General features: G+C 75.5%; 4 protein-coding genes. All 4 read right to left on the bottom strand.

The window, feature by feature from the left end:
* Window positions 1-63 precede the first annotated feature (63 nt).
* From ABZ725_RS13830 to ABZ725_RS13815, 4 genes are read right to left on the bottom strand one after another with little or no spacing between them, the layout of a single operon-like run.
* Window positions 64-2715, bottom strand: a complete 2652-nt coding sequence (locus tag ABZ725_RS13830) for a beta-ketoacyl synthase N-terminal-like domain-containing protein (protein ID WP_358802889.1) — start codon at window positions 2713-2715, stop codon at window positions 64-66.
* 24 nt (window positions 2716-2739) lie between these two features.
* A complete protein-coding gene (locus tag ABZ725_RS13825; protein WP_358802888.1) occupies window positions 2740-3942 on the bottom strand; it encodes an OzmP in 1203 nt (400 codons plus the stop codon).
* The gene (locus tag ABZ725_RS13820; RefSeq protein ID WP_358802887.1) at window positions 3939-7403 is read right to left on the bottom strand and encodes an amino acid adenylation domain-containing protein; all 3465 of its coding nucleotides are present in this window, start codon (window positions 7401-7403) and stop codon (window positions 3939-3941) included. Before ABZ725_RS13820 ends, ABZ725_RS13825 begins: the two co-directional genes overlap by 4 nt.
* Window positions 7400-22150, bottom strand: a complete 14751-nt coding sequence (locus ABZ725_RS13815; RefSeq protein WP_358802886.1) for an SDR family NAD(P)-dependent oxidoreductase — start codon at window positions 22148-22150, stop codon at window positions 7400-7402. The genes ABZ725_RS13820 and ABZ725_RS13815 overlap by 4 nt, the downstream gene beginning before the upstream one ends.
* Between the last annotated feature and the right edge of the window lie 4 nt (window positions 22151-22154).

Genomic DNA, 22154 nt, shown 5'->3' with positions numbered 1-22154 from the left:
TTGCTCTCTCTCACAGGTCTTCGGTCGGCCGCCGTGGGCCGGGGCGTCGCCGCCGGGAGGGGGTCAGGCCTGGCCGGTGTGGCGGTCGGCCGCGCGCCGGGCTCGCCGGGAGATGCGCGGCGCCGGGGCGGTGCCGTCGCCGCCCGGGGCCGTGCCGGGGGCGAGGCCCATCAGCTCGGCGAGGTTGTCCACGAAGGACCGGATGGTGGGGAACTCGACGAAGGAGGCGGCCGGGACCTCGAAGCCCAGTTCCTGGCCGAGCCCGGCGACGACCTCGATGAGCACCAGGGAGTCCAGGCCGAGGTCGAAGAGGTTGGTGTCGAGGGCGGCGAGATGCCGGCCGCCGAGAATCCTGCCGATCGCCTCGGTGAGGTGGTCCCGGATCAGTTCGACGTTGTGCTGCGGGTCGGCCGGGTCGAAGCGGGCGATCAGCCGGTCCCCGGCCGGTGCCGCCTCGGTCCGGGCGCCGTGGTCGCCGGGCTCCACCCAGTGCCGCCGTCGTTCGAAGCGGTGGGTGGGCAGGGGCACCCTGCGGATGTCCCGGCCGGTGTGCACGGCCGCGAAGTCGAGGTCGGCGCCGAGCACCCACTGGTCGGCGGCGAGGGTGAGCAGGTGGGTGAGGCCGCCGGGTCCGCCGTCCGGCGGGGTGAGGGGGACCGCGTGCCGGCCGGTGCCGTCGAGCAGCGCGTCCAGGGAGGCTGTCGGGTCGGCCGGGCCGGTCCAGACGGCGGGGTCGCGGCCTTCGTCCTCGGTCATCCAGCGGCCGGTGCGCGGCGATACGACGGGCAGCCGGGGCGGGGCGACGCGGGAGGGGGCGGCGCCGGCGCCAAGGGCCAGGGCGAGGGCGTCGGCGAGCGGGAGGGCCTCGGCGAGGGCGGCGGCCGTGGCGAGGCCGGCGCCGGTGGCGGCGAGGCCGGCCGGTGCGACGCCCCAGGCGGTGAGGGCGGTGGCAAGGGCGTACTCGTGGCAGCAGGCGGCGACCGTGCCGTCCTCGGCGAGGAGTGCCTCGGCCTCGCCGGGGCGTCCGAGGGCGGCGGCGCAGGCGTCGGCGGCGTCCCGGTAGGCGGGCGCCGACGCGTACAGCTCGGCCGCGTCGGCCGGGTCGGCGCCGGTGCCGGTCAGGACGAGGACGGGGGCGCTCGGCTCGCGTCCGGTCACGCCACGGCGAATGCGCTCCTCGTCGCCGAGGGCGAGGGCCATGGCCGCGGAGCGGGTGCTGCCGGCGACCAGGGCCAGCCGGTGGGTGTGGGCGCGGCGGCCGAGGCCGAGGGTCTGGGCGACGGCCGCCGGGTCGAGGCCGGGGTGGGCCCGCAGATGGCGGGCCAGGGCTGCGGCGGCCTGTTCGAGGGCGTCCGCGGAGCGGGCGGAGAGGACCAGCAGCTCCGGCCGGCTCTCGTGCGGGGCCTGAGCGCGGGCCGGGCCCTCCTGGAGGATCACATGGGCGTTCGTACCGCCGATGCCGAAGGAGCTGACGCCGGCGCGCAGCGGGCCCGTCCCGCTCTTCCACTCGGTCTTCTCGGTGTTGACGAAGAACGGGCCGGCGGCGAAGTCGATGTCCGGGTTGGGCTCGGTGAAGTGCAGGCTGGGCACCAGGGTGCGGTGCTCCAGCATCAGTGCGGTCTTGATCAGGCCCGCCATGCCGGCGGCCGTGTCCAGGTGTCCGATGTTGGTCTTCACCGAGCCGAGCGCGCAGTACCCGGTGCGGTCCGTGCCGTGGCGGAAGGCCTGGGTGAGCGCGGCGACCTCGATGGGGTCGCCGAGCGGAGTGCCGGTGCCGTGCGCCTCGATGTAGCCGATGGTCTCCGGGTCTACGTCGGCGACGTCCTGGGCGTCGGCGATGACGGCGGCCTGCCCGGAGATGCTGGGCGCGGTGTAACCGGTCTTGGCGGAGCCGTCGTTGTTGACGGCGGAGCCCTTGATGACGGCGTGGATCCAGTCGCCGTCGGCGAGGGCCTCCTTCAGCCGCTTGAGGACGACCGCTCCGGCGCCGCTGCCGATCACGGTGCCGCGGGCCTCGGCGTCGAAGGCGCGGCAGTGGCCGTCGGGCGAGAAGATCATGCCTTCCTGGTACTGGTAGCCCTGGCCCGGCGGGTTGAGGTGGACCGCGCCGACCAGGGCCATGTCGCACTCGCCGCCGAGCAGGGCGAGGCAGGCGGTGTGCACGGCGACCAGCGAGGTGGAGCAGGCGGTGTTGACGCTGACGCTGGGGCCGGTCAGGTTGAGCTTGTACGACACCCGGGTGGCGAGGAAGTCCTTGTCGTTGGCGAGCATCAGCCGGTAGTGGTCCACGGAGGACGCGGCCCGGTAGCGCTCGCCCAGGTTGTGCAGCAGGTAGGTGTTCATGCCGGCGCCGGCGTAGACGCCGATGTGGGCGTCGGTGCGCTCGGGGTCGTAGCCGGCCCGCTCCAGGGCCTCCAGGGCGCACTCCAGGAAGATCCGGTGCTGCGGGTCGAGGATCTCGGCCTCGTCCTGGGTGAACCGGAACAGCTCGGAGTCGAACAGGTCGGTGCCGGGGACGGTCTGGGCGGCCTTCACATAGCGCGGATCGGCCAGCCGGGTGGCGGGCACGCCGGCGGCGAGGAGTTCCTCGTCGGTGTACCGGGTCAGCGTCTCGCGGCCCTCGCCGAGGACGTCCCAGAAGCGGTCGACGGAGTCGGCGCCCGGGAAGCGGCAGGTCATGCCGATGATGGCGACGTCGGAGTCGGAAAGCGTCATGGTGCTGGTTCTCCTGCTCGGGTGTCAGCTCAGCCGTATGCCGAGGTCGGCGGCGACGGAGCGCATGTCGAGGAAGCTGCGGGCGACGAAGCGGGCGGCGTCCTCGGAGGCGTCCATGCGCTGGAAGACGTCGACGAGGCTGCGTTCCTGCTCGTCGCGGTCGCCCTCCCCCGCCGCGATCTCCTTGACGACCCTGCCGAGCCGGTGCTCCACGTCCGCGAGGTCGAGGGAGCGCGGGAACTTGATGCTGAAGGTGTTGCGGTCGTAGGAGGCGTTGCGCTTGACGGACCGCACATGGCTGGCCGCATTGAGCTTGTAGAACATGCAGTCGAAGTTCGCGAACGAGTAGTAGTTCAGCAGCGGGAAGAGCGTGCAGTGGGTCTCCAGCGGCGAGGACTGGTAGAGGCCCTTGGCGCGCAGTTCCTCGACGATGCGGTCGGGGTCGTACTCGTGCCGCATGGCGATGAACGGAAAGACGATCTTCGGCAGGTTCTCGTCGTCGTCGAAGAGGAGCTCCTCCAGCTGCCCGCCGAAGAGCGTGTCGGCGAGCCGCTCGCCGAACGTCTTGTAGAAGCCGCGCACGACCTCCCGGACGTTGGACTCCATGGTGAGGATCTGCTGCGGGTCGGCGCACAGCGCGATGTACGGGATCTTCTGCCGGTAGGCCATGAGGATCGCGCGCAGCACGAAGAAGGTGCGGCAGGAGACGCAGGGCAGCTTCTCGTCGAGGTACTTGCCGGGCTTCTTCGGGACGGGACGGTTGAACACCTCGCGCATCATCAGCTTGATGTTGTCGTCGTCGGCGTCGAGGACGAACGTCGCCGGGATCTTCTCCCGGGCCAGCGCGATGTTCTGGGCGGCGTGCACGCTCTCGAAGGGCACGTCGAAGGTGAAGGCCAGCACCCGCTTGCCGTACTCGTTGACGAACTTGTCCAGCATGTACGTGCTGTCCTTGCCGCCGCTGTACATGAACAGGCAGTCGTACTCGCCGGTGCCGGACGGCGCCTGCTGGAACTCGGTGAACACCTCGCTGGTGTAGCGGTAGTTGACGAGCAGGTCCTCGGCGAAGTCCAGGTTGCACAGATTGCACACCCCCTGGTCGTCGAGCACCACTCCCGGATGGCCGGCTTTGAGCGCGCAGACCTGGCAACTGGACACGGAACCCCCTGGCGAGACGGACGGATCGGGCTGTGCGGTGGGTGCGGCGAAGTCGTGTCGGCCGGTCATGAGGGCCGCCCCCTGCGGTCGCGGCGGCGGGCGAGCGCCGCCGTGTCCCGGGAGCGCCGGGGCCGGGACACGGCGGGCTCGGCGGGGCGGCCGGCGCCGGCGACATGGGCGGCCATGGCCCGTACGGTCGGATGGCCGAACATGTCGAGGCGGGTGACCTGGAGGCCGAGCCGCTCGCGCAGGTTCGCCACCACGGACGTCAGACGCAGCGAATCGCCGCCGACGTCGAAGAAGTTGTCCTCGGCGCCGACCCGCTCCAGGCCGAGCGCCTCGCACCAGACCTCGGCGATGCGCCGCTCCAGGTCGGTACGGACGGCCGTCGCGCCGCCGGCGACGCGGACGACGTCCGGCTTGGGCAGGGCCCCCCGGTCGACCTTGCCGTTCGGGGTGAGCGGCAGCCGGGGCAGGACGACGAGGGCGGAGGGGACCATGTAGGCGGGCAGGCGCTCGCCCAGGGCGGCGCGCAGCCCGGCGGCGTCCGGCGGGCCGGCCGGGCCGACCAGATAGCCGGCCAGGCGGCGTTCGCCGGGCCGGTCCTCGCGGACGACGGCGACGGCGGCGGTGACGCCGGGCAGCCGGCGCAGGGCGGACTCCACCTCGCCGAGTTCGATCCGGTAGCCGTTGAGCTTGATCTGACCGTCGATCCGCTCCAGGTACTCCAGGCGGCCGTCGGGCAGGTGGCGTACCAGGTCGCCGGTGCGGTAGGCGCGGCCGGCGCCGCCGCCGGGGGCGGTGACGAAGCGTTCGGCGGTCAGCTCGGGCCGGGCGAGGTAGCCGTCGGCGACGCCGTCGCCGGACAGGTACAGCTCGCCGGGGATGCCGGGCGGGACCGGGACGCCGCGCTCGTCGAGGACGTGGCAGCGGGTGTTGCCGACGGGCCGGCCGATGGTGGCCGCCTCGCCGGGCAGCACCCGGTCCACGGTGGACCAGACGGTGGTCTCGGTCGGGCCGTACATGTTGTACAACGCGCCCACCCGGGGCGCGAGTTGCCCGGCCAACTCCGGGGGCAGCGGTTCACCGCCGCACAGCGCCCGCAGCGCCGGATCGCCGCTCCAGCCGGCGGCGAGCAGCATCTGCCAGGTGGTCGGGGTGGCCTGCAGGACGGTGGGCGCGGAGCGTTCCACGCGCTCGCGCAGGGCGACGCCGTCGGCGGCCTCGGCAGCGGAGAGGACCTCCACGGTGCCGCCCCGCACCAGCGGCAGGTACAGCTCCAGGCCTGCGATGTCGAAGCACACGGTGGTCAGCGCGAGCAGCGAGTCCCGGGAGCCGAAGCCGGGCCTGCGGGCCATCGTCCACAGGAAGTTGACCAGCGCCCGGTGGCCGACCTGGACGCCCTTGGGCAGGCCGGTGGAGCCGGAGGTGTAGATCACGTAGGCGGGGGCGTCGGGGTCGGAGCGGTCGAGGGGGGCCGCCGGCGGCCCGGCGGTGAGCGCGGTGGACACCGGTACCGGGGTGACCGGGAACTCCGCCAGGGCGGCGCCCAGCGTCTCGTCGGTCACGACCAGTCGGGCGCCGGAGTCCTGGAGCATGTGACCGATCCGGGCGGGCGGGTAGATCGGGTCGATCGGCACATAGGCGGCGCCGGTGCGCAGGACGGCGAGCAGGCTGACCAGCAGTTCGGGCGAGCGCTCCAGGAAGACGCCGACGACCGCGCCGGGGCCCGCGCCGAGGCCGGCGAGGTGCCGGGCCAGCCGGTCGGCTGCCTCGTCGAGTTCGCCGTAGCCGAGGGCGCGGTCCTGGAAGCGGACGGCGGTGGCGTCCGGCGCGGCGCAGGCGATGTCGGTGACCAGCCGGGTCACGGTCTCCTCGCGCGGATACTCCTCGTCGGTGTCGTTCCACCGGCCGAGCAGTTGCCGCTCCTCGGGTGCGAGCAGGTCGGCGGTGCCGAGTGGGCGGTGGGGGTCGGCGGCGAGGGCGTCGAGGAAGGCGGCGAAGTGCTCGGCGAGCCAGCGCTCGTGGTCCGCGGTCAGTCCGGCGCCCGCGTGGAAGCCGACGGCTCCGTCGGCGTCGATGCGGACGGTCAGCGGCCGGTCGTCCGGTTCGGCCGCGCCGCCGGGCAGTACGACGGCGACGGGCAGCCCGGTGCGGGCGGCGCCGGTCAGGTCCGGGTGGCGCAGGGGCACGTCGCGCCGGTACGGCGTGCGGTCCCGGAGTTCGTCGAGTGCGGTGCCGATCAGCTCGGTGAGGCCGGACAGGGTCAGGTCGAGCAGCCCTTCCGGGGCGTGCAGGGGCACGTCGGGCGCCAGGATGCGGGAGGCGGCCGGGGAGGCCGCCCGCGGGACGGACACGGCGACGTGCCGCTCGTCGCCCCGGGTGAGCCGGGCCAGGAAGGCCAGGGCGGCGGCGACGGCCGACCGCTCGGGCTCCGTTCTCCGCTCGCGCAGGGCCTCGGGCAGCGGGACCGGGCCCGCCGGGCGGGCCACCGGGTGCAGCGGGCCGAACCTCGGCGGGAGCACCGGCCGCAGCGACCGCAGGGCGGGCAGCCAGCGGCGCTCCTGGCGGTGGGCGGCGCGGGCGGACTCCGCGAGTTCGGCGACGGCCGCGTCGGGCAGGTGCGGGAAGCGGCCGCCGAGTTCCCGGGCCAGGGCGAGGGGGTCGAGCCGTTCCCCGGACAGGGCGGCGAGGTCGGTGAGGCGGACGTCCCGGTCGCCGGTGGCCACGGTGAGGGCGTCGGGGCCGGCGTCGACGACGGTGCCGGGCTCGGCGTCGGAGGGCCGGTCGGTGACCTCCACGGCGCGGACGGCCAGCAGGTCGTCGCCGCGGGCCAGCAGCGCCGTGCCGAAGTCGTTGCGGCGGCGCCCGAACGCGGTGGCCCGCACCAGCGCGTCCAGTTCGGCGGCGGGCTGGCGCCAGTCGAACACACCGCCCCGGGGCAGGCCGTCGTACCGGCCGTGGTACGTGCGCAGGCCCAGGTCCTGCGGCGTGCGGGTGGCCGTGCCGGCGGCCAGTTCGTCGACGAGTTCGGCGAACGACTCGACGCCTGCCTCGAAGCAGGCGACGTCGAGGTCGTGCACCGTGGCCGCCGGGTCGACGGGCACCGTGCGCTTCTTGAGCACGTCGCCGGTGTCGGCCTCCAGCTGCATCACGTGCCAGGTGACGCCGTGCTGCTTGTCGCCGTCGAGGATGGCCCAGCTGGTGGCGAACAGACCCGCGTGCCTGGGCAGCGGACCGTCGTGGAAGTTGACGGGCAGCCGGGTGGGCAGGGCGAGCACCTCCTCCGGGAGCATCCGGAGGTTGGCGACGCTGAACAGGTAGTCGAAGCGCAGCGGGGTCAGCCGCTCGGCGAGGTCCGCGCCGAACGGTACGGCGGGCAGCCCCTCCCCCTCGGCCCAGTCGAGCAGTTCGGCGGAGGGGGACACCACGGCGGCCACCGTGTGTCCGCGGGCCACGAGCAGCCTGGTGCACTCGACGAGGAGGGTCTCCTCGCCGATCACGACACAGCTGAACGGCTCGGCAGTCATCGTCCGCCTCCTTCGGACTCCCCGCGCTGGGAGAGCAGTTCGGCCAGCAGCTCGTCGACGGCCGCGTCGGACAGGCCCGCGACCAGGCGCTCGGTGTCGCCGGCCGGGGCGGGTTCGGGCGCTGCGGGGGTGGTGGGCTGGGGGGTGGTGACGGGGGCATCGGGGATGTCGGGGGTTTCGGGGCTGTGGGTCGGGGCGCCGAGGTGCCCGGCCAGCTGCCGGATGGTGATCCGCTCGAACAGCAGGGTCGCCGGCTGGGGTCCGTAGACCGCTTCCAGGGCGCGGGTCAGTTCCAGGACGACCAGCGAGTCCACGCCGTAGTTCTCGAAGGTGAGGTCGGGGTCGAGCCGGTCGGGGGTCATCTCCAGGACGCGGGCGAAGACGTCCGTCACCTGGCGCAGGGTGTCGTCCTGGGAGGCCGGGGGGACGGGGGCGACCGGGGCGACGGCGGAAGTCGGCGCAAGGGCCGGAGCCGGAGCCGGAGCCGGGGTCCGCTTCGGCTCGCGCTCGGCCGCCGCAGCCCGCCCGTCGCGGGGCACCACGCCGTCGCTGACGGCGGCGATGACGCTCTGGAAGGCCGGTCCGGCCTCCGTCGTCGGGGCGGCCGCGCTGATGTCCGTGAAGCCGCACGCGGCCAGCGCGTCCCGCCACTGGCGCTCGCTCGCCAGCGGGGAGCGGGGCATGCGCTGCTCGGGGTCCGAGAACAGCCACCAGCCGGCCGTCAGGCCGAAGACGAGCGCCAGCTGGTGCCGCGCCCGGGTGCCCTCCACCAGCAGCAGGGCGCCGCCCCGCCGCAACAGCCGCTTGACCCCGGTCAGCGTGTCGGACAGCCGCCGGGTGGCGTGCAGGACGTTGGTGGCGAGCACCACGTCGTGGGCGCCAGGGGTCAGGCCCTGCCCGGCCGCGTCGGCCTCGATGTCCAGCACCTCGAAGCGGATGAAGGGGTACTGCGCGCCGAAGCGGTTCCTGGCCTTGCGGACGAAGGCCGGGGAGACGTCGGTGAAGACGTACTCGATGCCGTCGCCGTAGGGGACGAGGGCGGCGAGCACGGCCGCCGTGGTGCCGCCCGTGCCGGCGCCGATCTCCAGGATCCGCACCGGTGCGTCGGGGTCGGCGGCCCGGCGGGCCTCGACCTGCTCGGCCACGAGCCGCGCCACCTCCCCGTTGCAGCGGTCGGTGACCGGGTCGCCCCGGTAGACGGCGGCCACCCGCTCGGCGGATCCGTCGGGGAAGAGGACCTCCATGGCGGGGCGGCGGCCGGTGAGCACGTCGGGCAGCGCGGTCAGGCAGTCACCGAGGAGCGTGACGACCGGCGCGAGGGACGGATGACGCTCCGTCAACCGAGTGAACTCGACGACGAGTTCCGCCTCGGGCGCGGTGCTGCGGCCCGTCGGACGCAGACGGCCGCCGTCCGTGACGGTCAGCCAGTCCGCCTCGGCCAGCATGTCCAGCTGCGCCTGGAACAGCGCGGCGTGCTCGGGCACCACGCCCAGGCGGGCGGCGAGTTCCTCCCGGGAGGCATCGCCCGCGCCGAACAGGCCCGCCCGGTCGAGCACCGACGCCAGCAGGCGCAGCGCCAGCTCCTCCCCTTCAACGACCGCACGCTGGTGCGCGGCCAGTTCGCGGTCGGCGCCGGGCGCGCCCGGGAAGCGGACCTCGGGCAGCGGGTCCGGCGCACCGCCCGGCAGCACGCTCAGGGTGCGGTCGGGGTCGATGCCGAGGTTGTCCAGGATCGGCCGGTCGGCGTCCAGGACGAACACCTGGGGCAGCCCGGCCGCGAGGGTCCGCTCGACGACGGCCATGCCCTGCTCGGCGCTCAGCGGCCGGATGCCGACGGCGCCGAAGCGGCGCAGCACCCGCTCCCGCTCCGGGTCGCCGCCCGCGTGCCAGTAGCCGAGGTTGAGCACCCGCACCGGGAAGGGCAGGCTGCGGGCGGCGTGCAGGGCCCAGGCGTCGGCGAAGGTGCAGCCGGCGGCGTAGCCGGCCTGGCCGTGGTTGCCCTCGAAGGCCACGCCGGACGAGTAGAGGAGCGCGAAGTCCAGCGGCACCTCGCGCACCGCGTGCAGCAGGCTCCAGGTGGAGTCGGTCTTGGACTCCAGGGCGCTCCGCAGCCCGTCCTCCGGCAGTTCCCTCAGCACCTGGTCGACCAGCACCATCGCGGCGTTGATCACCCCGTGCAGGGCGCCGAACTCCTGTACGGCGAGATCGACGGCCCCCTTCAGCGCGTCCGGGTCGGTGGCGTCGAGGGCGAGGTAGCGGACCTCGGCGCCCGCCTTCTCCAGCTCCGCGACGGTCTGCCGCCGGGTCTCGTCGAGCGGGGAGCGGCCGACCACGACCAGCTTCGCGCCGTAGACACGGGCCAGGTGCCGGCAGGTGTCCCTGCCGACGGCGCCGAGCCCGCCGACGACCAGGTAGACGCCGCCCGGCCGGAACCGGGGTGCGGCGGCGGGCAGTTCGACCCGCTCCAGGGTGCGCACCCGGCGCACGCCCGCGCGCAGCGACACCGGAACCGGCCGGGCCGGGAACGGCTCGGCCACGATCGCGGAGGCCGCCCGGGCGGCCTCCGCCGCACGCACGTCGACGAGCGCCACCCGCAGTGCGGGGAACTCCTTGGCCGCGACGGCGGCCAGGCCGGCGGTCCCGGCCGCCCACGGGGCGGAGTCGTCGCCCGCCTCCAGCGGGTGGACGTCCGTGGTGACGACCTTCAGACGTGTCTCGCGCTCCAGCAGGCCGTGCCGGGCCAGCGCCCGCACCAGGCGGTACAGGGCGACCGGGCCCCGGTCGGTCAGGGCGCGCAGCTCGGCGCGGCCGGCGGGCTCGCGCCCGGGGGCCGTGGCGAGGAAGTAGACCAGGTCCGGTGCGCCGGATCCGGCCAGGGCGCGGTCGAGTTCGGCGTCCGTGAGGCCGCCGGGGCCGACCGGGAGCCGTCGTACGTCGGCGCGGTGGTGGGCGCGGGCGATGCCGACGGCGGGCTCGGCGTCCAGCCGCTCCCCGACCAGCAGCACGCTGTGGGCGGCCGCGGCGCGCTCCTCGGCGGGCCGGGCGGTCCACACCGGCCGGTGCACGACCACCGCGGACGGCTTGGCCTCGCGGTAGGTCAGGCCCTCGAACCGGACCCGTACCTCGCCGGTGTCGTCGCAGAGCAGCACCTCGCAGCGGTCGGTTCCGGTCTCCCGGACGTACGACCAGCCGGTCGTGGGGACGGGGCCGAACACCTCGACGCGGTCGGCCGCGAACGGCAGCATCGGCCGGGCGTGTGCGCCCCGGCGGCGGACCAGCAGGGCGGCGACGGTGTGCAGGGCGGCGTCCAGGACGCCCGGGTGCAGGACGTGCGCCGGGTCGTCGCCGGCGGGCTCGCCGATCCGGCCGAGCACCTCGTCCCGGCCGGTCCACACCTGCCGGACGCGGCGGAAGAAGGGCCCGTACGGCAGTCCCTGCCCGGCCAGCGCCCGGTAGAAGGCGCCTTCGCCGGGGCCTTCGTCCAGGCGGGCGCGCAGCGCGGTGACGTCGAGGGGGGCGGGCGCGGCCGGGGCGGCGGCGAGGCGGCCGCAGGAGCGTACGGCGTCGTCGGTGCCGCGGATCTCGTACCGGTCGCCGTCGAAGGCCACCGCCACCGTCTCCTCGGCCCCGCTCAGGGCCAGCGGGACGACCCAGCGGACGTCCACGCAGGCCCGGCCGGCCAGTCCCCCGCTCGCCTCGGCGACCAGGTCCAGATGGCCGACGCCGGGCAGGACGGGCCGCCCGTCGACCAGGTGGTCGCGCAGCATCGGCTCGTCGGCGGCGAGCCGGCGCTCCCACCGGCGCGGGCCTTGCGCGCAGACGGGGGCGGGCGTGGTGTCGAGCCAGTGCCGTACCCGCTCGAAGGGGTACGTCGGCAGCGGCACCCGGCGGCGCTCGGCGGGGCGCAGGCGGTGCAGCAGGTCCCAGTCGACGGTGACGCCCGAGACCCACAGCCGGCCGAGGAGGTCGTCGGCGCCGGCCGCGATCTGGGTGGCGAGGAAGTCCTCGCCACCGGTGCCGTCGGTCAGCAGGCCGGCCAACGGCGGGTGCTGCTCCACCCGGCCCCGGTGCAGCCACTGGCCGCCCTCGCCCCGGGCGACGGCGGCGAGCTTGCCGGCCGCGTCCGCGAGGTCGGCGACGACGAACGCCAGCCGTGCGGCGAGGGGTTCGCGGCCGACGCGCAGGGTGTGGGCGACGTCGGCCAGCCTCGGGGCACCCGGCTCGGCGAGGGTGCGGCCCAGGTCGGCGGCGCGGGCGCGCAGCCGGTCCTCGTCGCGGGCGGACAGGACGATCAGCTCCGCCTGCTCGGGCCCGGCCGGGGCCGGCTCGGGGGTCAGGTACTCCTCCACGATCACGTGCGCGTTGGTGCCGCCCGCCCCGAACGAGCTGACGGCGGCACGGCGCGGCAGCGCACGGCCGGCATCGTCGTACGCGCGCGGCCACGGCGCCGTCTCCCGCTGCACGGTGAACGGCGAGCTCTCGAAGTCGATGACCGGGTTGAGTTCCTCGGCGTGCAGCGTGGGCAGCAGTGTGCCGTGGCGCAGCTGCAGGACCGCCTTGGTGAGCCCGGCGATCCCGGCGGCGCCCTCCAGGTGGCCGATCGCGGACTTCACCGAGCCGAGCGCGCAGAATCCCGTGTCGCCGGTGTGCCGGGCGAAGGCCTGGGCCAGCGCGGTGTGCTCGATCGGGTCGCCCAGGGCGGTGCCGGTGCCGTGCGCCTCGACGAGGCCGATGGTGCGAGCGTCGATGCCCGCGGCGGCCAGCGCCTGTTCCACCACCGCCTGCTGGGCCTGCGGGTTGGGCACGGTGTAGCCGCTGGTCCGGCCGCCGTGGTTGACCGCACTCGCGCGGATCACGGCGTGCACGGTGTCGCCGTCGCGGACCGCGTCCGACAGCCGCTTGAGCACCACCGCACCGACGCCCTCGCCGGGCACGTACCCGGTGCCGCCCGCGCCGAAGGCCCGGCAGCGACCGTCCGCGGACAGCATGGTCTTGCGGCTGAGGTGCACGTACTTGTCGGGGTGCACGGCGACGTTGACGCCGCCGGCGACGGCGTACGAGCACTCGCCGCGGCGGATGCTCTCGCAGGCCTGGTGCACGGCGACGAGGGAGGCGGAGCAGGCGGTGTCGGTCACCACGCTCGGGCCGCGGAAGTCGCCGAAGTAGGAGACCTGGTTGGCGATGGCGGAACGGTTGGCCAGCACGACCTGGTGGTTGCCGCGGGCCGACTCGGCGGCGGCGAGGATCGCGTAGTCGTCCCACATGACGCCGACGAACACGCCGACGTCGTGCCCCTGGCCGCCGTGGCGGGGCGCCGGGATCCGGGACGGCGGGTAGCCGGCGTTCTCCAGCGCCGACCAGGCCGTCTGCAGGAAGAGCCGCTCCTGCGGGTCCATCGTGCGGGCCTGCTTGGGCGCGATCTGGAAGAACAGCGAGTCGAAGGAGTCCACGTCCGACAGGAAGCCGCCCCAGCGGCTGTAGCTGCGGCCCGGTGCGGCCGGGTCCGCGTCGAACAGGGCGTCGGCGTCCCAGCGGTCCGCGGGGACCTCGGTGACGCAGTCGCGGCCCTCGGCGAGGTTGCGCCAGAACTCCTCCAGGGTGTCCGCCCGGGGGTAGCGGCCGCTGATGCCGATGATGGCGATCGGCTCGTCGGCGTCCCGGCGGGCGGGCGGGGTGGGCGGGCTCTGGGCGGGTGCGGACGCGGGAGCAGAGGCGGGAGCAGAGGCGGGAGCAGAGGCGGGAGCAGAGGCGGAAGCGACGTCCTGCCGCGACGGCTGGGTCTCCTGCCGCGACGGCTCGGCCTCCTCGGGGAACAGGCGGGTGACGGCGTCGGCCTGCTCGGCGAGGATGTGGCCGGCCAGCTCGTCGACCGTCCGGAACTCGAAGAACACGGTGCCGCGCAGGCCCGGGAAGTCCTTGCCCAGCAGCGAGTTGGACTCCATGACCAGGACCGAGTCCAGGCCGTAGCCGTCCAGCGGGACGCGGCTGTCGAGGCGCCCGGCGGGCAGCTTGAGCACGCCCGCGAGGACCTCGCGCAGGTACTCCGTCAACCGGTCCCGGAGCCGGCCGGCGCGGGCGGCGGCGACGGGCGCCGGCGCCACGGGCCGCAACGGGACGGGCGTGCCCGTCAGGGCGGCGTCGACGGCCGCCGGGTCGCCCCAGGCGGGCACGAGCCACGAGGCGCCGGGGGCGAAGGAGCGGGCGAGGAGGTCGAGGCCCGCTTCCGCGGTCAGCGCCCGCATCCCGCTGCGGCGGGTGTACGCCGCCAGTTCCTCCTCGCGGACCAGCCCGTCGACCCCGCCGACCGCCCAGAGCGGCCAGGCCAGGGACAGACTGCGACCGTGCCCCTCGCCCTGGCGCACCCGGCGGTCGCGGAGCACCGTGTAGAGGTCGGCGAAGCGGTTGGCGGTGGCGTAGCCGGCCGCTCCGAAGTCACCGATGAGGGAGGAGACGGAGGAGAAGACCACGAAGAGGTCGAGGGGATCCTCGCGGGTCAGCCGGTCCAGGTGGACCAGGCCGTGTGTCTTGGCGCCGAGCAGCCGGGCGAAGCGCTCCCGGTCGCCGTCGGCGCGGCCCTCGTCGGCGACGCCCGCCAGGTGGAACACGCCGTGCGGGGCGCCGAACCGGTCCCGGGCGGCGGCCAGCGCCGCGCCGAGTTCGTCGGCCCGGGCCACGTCGGCGCGCAGCGCGAGCACGTCGGCGCCGAGGCCGGTCAGCGTGCGGTGCCAGGCGCGGGTCCGCTCGTCGGGCTCGGAGCGGCCGATCAGCACCAGCTTGGCCGCGTGGGTGCGGGCCAGCTGCTCGGCGAGGACACGGCCGATGGCACCGGCGCCGCCGGTCACCACGTACACGCCCCCGTCCCGCAGGGGCACGTCGGCCGGGGCAGCCGGGCCGGTGAGCGGGCGCAGGGAACGTACCTGCCGCTCGCCGGAGGCCGTACGGCGGACCTCCAGGCCTGCGGTGCGGGGTGCGGCGCGCAGTTCCACCGCGACGGCCTGGGCGACCTCGGCGGCCGGGGCCGCCATGTCGACGCCGAGGGTGAGCAGTTCCAGCCGCGGCGCGACCGGCCCCGTGGAGCGGGCGAGCCCGGCCAGGGCGGCCCACTCGGGCCGGTCCTCGCCGGCGTTCTGCGTGTGCAGCACCAGGCACCGCACCCGGCCGGGCAGCACGCCGGTGCGGGCCGCGTCGAGCACGTCCAGGACGGGGGCGCAGGCGCGGTCGAGCAGGTCGGCGGGCGAGCCGTCGTCCGCGTCGCCGAGGACCACGGCAAGGTCGAGCCCGTCCTCGTCGGCGAGGGAGGCGATGCGACCGGTGTCCTCGCCGAGGGCGACGACGCGCCGCCACACGCCGGTCGCGACCAGCGCGGACTCCAGTTCCGGGTGGCGGCCGAGCAGGACGAGGGTCCCGGCGGCGTCCGCCGGTTCCGGGTCGGCGGCGGGGCGCCAGTACGGCTCGTAGAGGCGGGGTTCGCCGGAGGCGGGCTCAGGCTCCTCCTGCGCGGCGGGCTCGACGGACGCGGCGGACGCGGCGGGCGTACGGCCGGCAAGCGCCGCCCGGGCGCCGGCTGCGGGGCCCGCGAGCGCCGCCCGGGTGTCGGCTGCCGGGCCCGCAAGGGCCGCCTGGATGCCGGGCAGACGGCCCGCGAAGTCCCGTAGGGAGGCGAGCACGCGGCCCTGGTCGTCGTACACGGTCAGGTCGAAGCGGCGCACGCCCGCCGACTCGCCGACCAGCCGGGCGTGCGCGTGGCAGACCTCGGGCAGCGGGGCGAAGGAGTCCAGGGCGCCGAGGCTGAAGGGGACGGCGAGTTCACCCGGCCGCGGCGCGGTGGTCCGGCCGGTCCAGTGGCAGGCCCGCAGGGCACCGTCGAGGAGCGCCGGGGGCAGCTGGGCGCCCGGGGCGGTACCGGCCCGGTCCAGCCGGACCAGCGCCTCGCCGGGGCCGACCCGGATCTCGTCGATGACCTGGAACGAGGGACCGTACGCGAACCCGGCGGCCGCGTACTCGGTGTACGCGGTGGGTCCGTCGCGTACGACGGACAGACGGGCGCGCAGCGCGGCGAGATCCTCGGCGGCCTCAGGGGCGGCGGGGGCCGGGACGGCACTGCCGCGGGCGTGGGTGGTGCGGTCGGCACCGGTCCCGCTGTACACCTCGAAGGCCGGCCCGGTGCCGTCCGGGCGGAAGGAGACGAACAACTCCAGTTCGCCGTCGGTGAGTTCGACGGCCCGGCCCCACACCACCTCGCGCAGGGCGTGCCGGGTGCCGGGCTCGGCCAGCGCGGCGGCGGCGCGGACGAACTCCAGCGTCGCCGCGCCCGCGAGCAGCGGCCGGCCCTCGATCACATGGTCGCGCAGCAGCGGGTCGTGCGCGCGCAGCGTCTTGCGGAAGCGGACCTCGGTGACCGTGGACTCATTGGCGTCGACCAGCGGATGCGGAGCGGTCGTGCCCAGGTCGGGGTCGAGCGGGATCCAGTAGCGCTCGGGGGCGAACGGGTACCGCGGCGCGCGCGTCCGGCGCGGGGCGGGGCCCGGCCGGCCGGCGTGCCAGGCCGCCCAGTCGACGTCGGAGCCGTCCAGCCAGCGGCGGGCCAGGTCGCCCAGCGGACCCGGGTCGGCGGGGTCGGGGGCCGGGCCGCCGTCGGCGAACCGGCGCAGGGCGGCGACGAGTTCGGCGCCGTCGGTGACCGTCACCGCGAGCCGGGTGTCGAGGGGCTCGCGGCCTGCCTGGGTGGTGAAGCACAGGTCGGCGAGCGGCACGCGCTCGGTCCGGACGAAGCGGGCGGCCGACTCGGCGTAGGCGCGCAGCCGTTCCTCGTCGCGGGCGGAGAGCAGGAACAGCACGGGTTCGCCGGTGCGCTGCTCGCCCGCCGGTACGTCGGTGACCGCGTCGGGGTTCGGGGACTCCTCCAGGACGAGGTGGGCGTTGGCGCCGCCCGCGCCGAAGGAGCTGAGTCCGGCGCGGCGCGGCCGGTCCCCGTCGGGCCAGGCGGACAGTTCGCGCTGGACGCGGAACGGGGAGCGCTCGAAGTCGATGTTGGGGTTCAGCTCGGCCGAGTGCAGTGAGGGGACGAGCGTGCGGTGCCGGAACTGGAGCAGCACCTTGGTCAGTCCGGCGATGCCGGCCGCGGACTCCAGGTGCCCGATGTTGGACTTGACCGAGCCGATCGGCCAGGTGCCGGGCGTGGCCTCGGCGGAGGACCGGTAGGCGTGGGTGAGGCCGGTCAGCTCGATCGGGTCGCCCAGGGCGGTGCCGGTGCCGTGGGCCTCGACGTAGCCGATGTCGTGCGGGGTGACGCCGGCCCGTTCCATCGCGGTGGCGATCGCCGCCTGCTGGGCGCGCGGGTTGGGCACGCTGTATCCGTTGGTCCGGGCGCCGTGGTTGACGGCGCTGCCCAGGATCAGGCCGTGGATGCGGTCCCCGTCGGCCAGTGCCGTGCGGTAGGGCTTGAGCAGGACGGCGCCGACGCCCTCCCCGGGCACATAGCCGTCGCCGTCCGCGCCGAAGGCCCGGCAGCGGCCGTCGGGGGACAGGAAGCGGCCCTGGCTGAGGAAGGCGAACTTGTACGGGTGGACGGAGACGTTGACGCCCCCGGCGACGGCCAGTTCGCTCTCGCCGCGGCGCAGGCTCTCGCAGGCCAGGTGGATCGCGGTGAGCGAGGAGGAGCACATGGTGTCCAGCGCCATGCTCGGACCGGACAGGTCCAGGGCGTGGCTGACCCGGTTGGCGATGGTGGCGAAGGACGAGCCGGTGAGCGGCCGTCCGCCGCGCAGGGCGTCCAGGGCGCCGTGGAACTGGTACTCGCCGTACATCACGCCGACGTACACGCCGACGGGCCGGCCGGCCAGGTCGGAGCGGCGGTAGCCGGCGTCCTCCAGGACGTGCCAGGCGTTCTGCAGGAACAGGCGCTCCTGGGGGTCCATCAGTTCGGCCTGGCGCGGGGAGATGCCGAAGAACAGCGGGTCGAAGCGGTCGACGTCGCGCAGGAATCCGCCCCACAGGGTGTGGGCGAGGCCGGGCGCCGCCGGGTCCGGGTCGTACCAGCGGCGGCTGTCCCAGCGCTCTGCGGGGATCTCGGTGACGGCGTCGCGGCCCTCGGCCAGGGTGGTCCAGAGCTCGTCGAGGTCGTCGGCGGCCGGGTAGCGGCCGGCCAGGCCGATGACGGCGATGGCGTCGGTGTCGTCCCCAGCAGGTTCGGCGGGTTCTGCGACGCCGACTCGTGCGGTACGGCGCGGGGCGCGCGGCGGGCGCGGGGCGGTGGCTTCGGCCGTGGGCGTGACCGGTGCGGACGGCGGTGTGCCGCCGGTCAGCTCGGCCGCGTGGTGCTCGGCGAAGTAGCCGGCGAGTTCGCCCAGGGTGGCGTATTCGAAGAACAGGGTCTTGGACAGGGCGTCGAAGTGCCGGTCCAGCCCGCGATTGAGCTTGGCGATCATCAGCGAGTCGATGCCGAGCCGGTCGAACGGGGCGTCCTCGGCCAGTTCGGCCGGATCCAGGCCGGTCTCGGCGGCGATCAGCTCGCGCAGCAGCCGGAGGGCCTCGTCGCGCGGGCCGCCGCCCGCGGTGGCCGTGGCGGGCGCGGTGGCCGTGGCGGTCCGGGCCGCCCGGGCGACGGGCGCGGTGAGCGCGGTGGTGATGGTGGGGAGGTCTCCGTACGCGGCGACGAGCGCGCCGGGGCTGCCGAGGGCCTGCTCGAACAGGCCGAGGCCGACCTGTGTGGGCAGTACGCCGAAGCCGGTGCGGGCGGCGATGTCCGCGGCGGCCTCGGTGCTCTGGCGCATCCCGCCGTCGGCCCACATCGGCCAGGCGATCGCGGTGATCCGGCCGTGCCGTTCGGCGTAGGCCTCCAGGTAGGCGTTGGCGTACGCGTAGTCGGTCTGGCCGGGGTTGCCGATGTGGGCGGCGATGGAGGAGAAGGCGACGAAGAAGTCCAGCGGGTCCTCGGCGGTGGCGGCGTCCAGGGCCTCGACACCGGCGACCTTGGGGGCCAGGACGGCGGCGAAGTCCTCGGCGGACTTGGTCAGGGCGAAGCCGTCGCGCAGCACACCGGCGGCGTGGACGACACCGTTGAGCGGACCGAACTCGGCACGCACCTCGGCGAGTCGCCCGGTCAGGGCGTCCGGGTCGGACACGTCGACGCTGCGGTAGACCAGGCGCTCGTCCAGGTCGGCGGGCCGTTCGCTGCGGCCCAGCAGGACCACGCGGGCGTCGGCCCGGGAGAGCAGCCGGCCGGCGACGGCGCGGCCCAGTCCGCCCGCGCCGCCCGTCACGACGTACACGCCGCCGTCGCGCACTGCTGCCGGGTCGGCGGCCGGGGCGGGCTCGGCCCGCGGGATCCGGCGGCCCTGTGCGGTGTGGGCGACCTCCGGGTCGCGGCCGTGGCCGGCCAGTTCGCCGGCGAGCACGTCGGCCTCGGCCAGGTCCGCGGCGAGGCCGACGGCCTGCACTTCGAGGAGGGGGTTCTCCGCGCGGACGGTCCGGGCGAAGGCGGCGAGTGCGGCGCGTTCGGGGCGTGGGCCGTCGGTGTCATGGCGGTGCAGCAGCAGGACGCGCACGGGTGCGGTGGGGCGGGCGGCGAGGAGCGTGCGGACGGCGTGCAGCGCCTGTTCGGGGGTCGCTTCGTCGACGAGGACGACGTCGGGCGCGGTGGCCGGGTCGAGGTCGCGGGTGACCGTGCCGATGCCCAGGGCGGTGAGCTGAGCGGCGAGCTGTGCGCCGCGCGCCGGGTCGGCGGTGACGACGGCGGCCGTGTCGCCGAGGGGTGCGCCGGTGGGCTCGGCGGGCGCGGCGGTCCAGCGGCGGACCAGCAGGGCCGACTCGCGGGGCTCGCCGAGGACGCGCACGGCCAGGTCGTGCAGGCGGGCCAGGACCTGGCCGTGCGCGTCCACGAGGGTGAGGTCGGCGTGCGCGGTGCGCTCCCCCAGCCGGCCGACCGTGACGTGGACGTGGCAGGGCCCGGTGACGGGGGCGTGCACGGTGAGTTCGCCCAGGGCCAGCGGCAGGAAGCCGTCGGCCCTGTCGCCGTAGGCGCGGGCCAGCAGCACGACCAGGGCGTGCAGGGCGCCGTCCAGGAGGGCGGGGTTGAGCGCGACGCCGTCGAGCGAGGCCCCGTCGGGCAGTTCGAGGGTGCCGAGGGCCTCCCCGTCGCCGAGCCGGACCTCGGTGAGGGCGCGCATGCGGGAGCCGTAGTCCAGACCGTGAGCGCGCAGGATGTCGTAGCAGTCGGTGTGGCTGACCGACTCGGCGCAGCGGGCCGCGACGGCGGCCGGGTCGGCCGGGGCCGGGCGCTCGACGGCTCCGGTGTGGATCTCGCCGGCCGCGACCACCCGCTCGTCGGCGGTGAGTTCGAAGCCGACCGTGTCGCGTTCGCGCCACAGCTGAACCAGCGCGGTGCGCGGCCCGGTGGCGTAGGAGAGCAGTTGCTCGAAGGAGACTCCGCGCAGCCGGACCGGGCCGCCGAGGGAGAGCTCGCCGGCCGCGCGGGCCAGTTCCAGCTGTCCGGCGGCGGGCAGGACGGGCTCGGCGGCGACGCGGTGGTCGGCGAGGTAGAACTCGGCGCCGGTGCGCGAGCTGCGGTAGGCGAGGGTGTCCAGGGTGGAGACGTTCTCGTCCAGCATGGGGTGCGGTCCGGGGCCGGTGACCCGGTCGGCGGGTGCGCCGGTGTCCGGGCCGGTCAGCCAGCAGCGGCGGCCCTCGAAGGGGTACGTCGGCAGCGGGACGCGGCCGCGCTCCTCGCCCTCGAACCAGGCCGCCCAGTCGACGGCGGCGCCGGCCTGCCAGGCGCGGGCCACGCCGTCCCAGGGGCCGTCGGTCACGCCGAGGGCAGCGCCGCGGACCTCGTCGTGGGCGCCGCGCACGGGGATCCGCGCGCGGGCGGCGGGCGGTACCGGGCCGTCGCCGGTCAGCGCGTCCTGAAGCCGAAGCGCCCCGGTCACGCAGGCGGCGGCCCGGGCCGCGAGCCCGTCGCCGTGCACCGCGAGCGGGGTGAGGCCCCAGTCGAGCCACAGCTTGCCGAGCGCGTACTGCACGGCGAACGCCCGCCCCCGCTCGCCGAGTCGGTCGGCGCCCGCGGCGAGCGCGGCCTCGTGGTGCCCGGCGAAGGCGGGTTCGGCGGCAGCCCACCGGTCGGCCAGGCCCGCCGCGTCGGGGACGTCCTCGGCGAAGACGAAGGAGATCTCGCCGGTCCCGGGCCGCTCGGGGACCGGGGCCCCCCGCAGCGCCCGGGCGAGGGCGGCGCGGTCGGAGCCGGTGACGGCGAGCCGGTGCTCGTGGGCGCGGCGGCCCACGGCCAGCGTGTAGGCGACGTCGGCGAGCGCGGCCGGGTCGTCGCCGTCGAGGTGGGCGGCCAGGTTCTGGGCGGCCGTGGCCAGCGCGGTCGCGGTACGCGCGGACACCACCAGCAGCTGCTGCGCGCGGTGTGCGTCACCGGTGACGGGGGCGGGCGGGGCCTCCTGGAGGATCGCGTGCGCGTTGGTGCCGCCGATGCCGAAGGAGCTGACGCCGGCGCGCAGCGGGCCCTGCCCTGTCCAGGGGGCGGTGTCGGTGCTCACCTCGAAGGGGCCGGCCGCGAAGTCGATGGCCGGGTTGGGGGTGGTGTGGTGGAGGGTCGGCACCAGCGTCCGGTGCTTCAGCATCAGCACCGTCTTGATGACGCCCGCGACTCCGGCGGCCGCGTCCAGGTGGCCGATGTTGGACTTCACCGAGCCGATGGCGCAGAACCCGGTGTCGGCGGTGGACTCCCTGAACGCCCGGGTGAGCGCCGAGACCTCGACCGGGTCGCCGAGACGGGTGGCGGTGCCGTGTGCCTCGACGTATCCGATGGAGCGGGGGTCGACGCCGGAGACGGTGTGCGCCTCGCGGATGACGGCGGTCTGGCCGGCGGCGCCGGGCGCGGCGAAGCTCACCTTGCCGGAGCCGTCGTTGTTGGTGGCCGTGCCCTTGATGACGGCGTGGATGGTGTCCCGGTCCGCGATGGCGTCCCGCAGGAGCTTGAGGACCAGGACACCGACGCCGTTGCCGAGGACGGTGCCGCCGGCGTCCGCGTCGAAGGTGCGCACGTGCCCGTCCCGGGACAGGATCGCGCCTTCCTCGTACAGGTACCCCTTGGTCTGCGGCAGTTTCACGGTGACACCGCCGGCCAGCGCCATGTCGCACTCGCCGTTGATCAGTCCCTGGCAGGCCAGGTGGAGGGCGACGAGGGAGGTGGAGCAGGCGGTCTGAACGGCGTAGCTGGGGCCCTTGAGGTCGAGTTTGTACGACAGCCGGGTGGCCAGGAAGTCCTTGTCGTTGCCGACCATCACCGCGAAGTGGTGGGAGGTGGTGGTCTGGTCGACGTGGGGCAGGACCTGCTGCTGGAGGTAGGTGTTGATGGCCGCGCCGGCGTAGACGCTGATCAGCCCGTCGTAGCGGGCGGGGTCGTAGCCGGCGTGCTCCAGGGCGGCGTGGCCGGCCGTCAGCAGGATGCGGTGCTGCGGGTCGGTGATCGCGGCCTCGGCCGGGGTGAACTCGAAGTACCCGGTGTCGAACAGGTCGACGTCCGGGATGATCCCGTGGGCGGGGACGTACTCCGGGTCGTCCAGCAGCCGGGCGGGCACCCCCGCCGCCGCCAGTTCCTCGCGGCTGAAGCGGGTGATGCCCTCGCGGCCCTCGCTCAGCAGACGCCAGAAGGAGTCCAGGTCGTCGGCGCCGGGGAACCGCCCGGCCATGCCGATGATGGCGACGTCCGTCTCGGCGACCGCCGGAACCGGGTTGTTCACTGAC

Origin of the sequence: Streptomyces sp. NPDC006872, from assembly GCF_040635845.1 — a bacterium.
In the GTDB taxonomy this organism is placed as follows: domain Bacteria; phylum Actinomycetota; class Actinomycetes; order Streptomycetales; family Streptomycetaceae; genus Streptomyces.
Note: the sequence above shows the minus strand (reverse complement) of the source record. Positions and strands in the feature narration are given on the sequence as shown.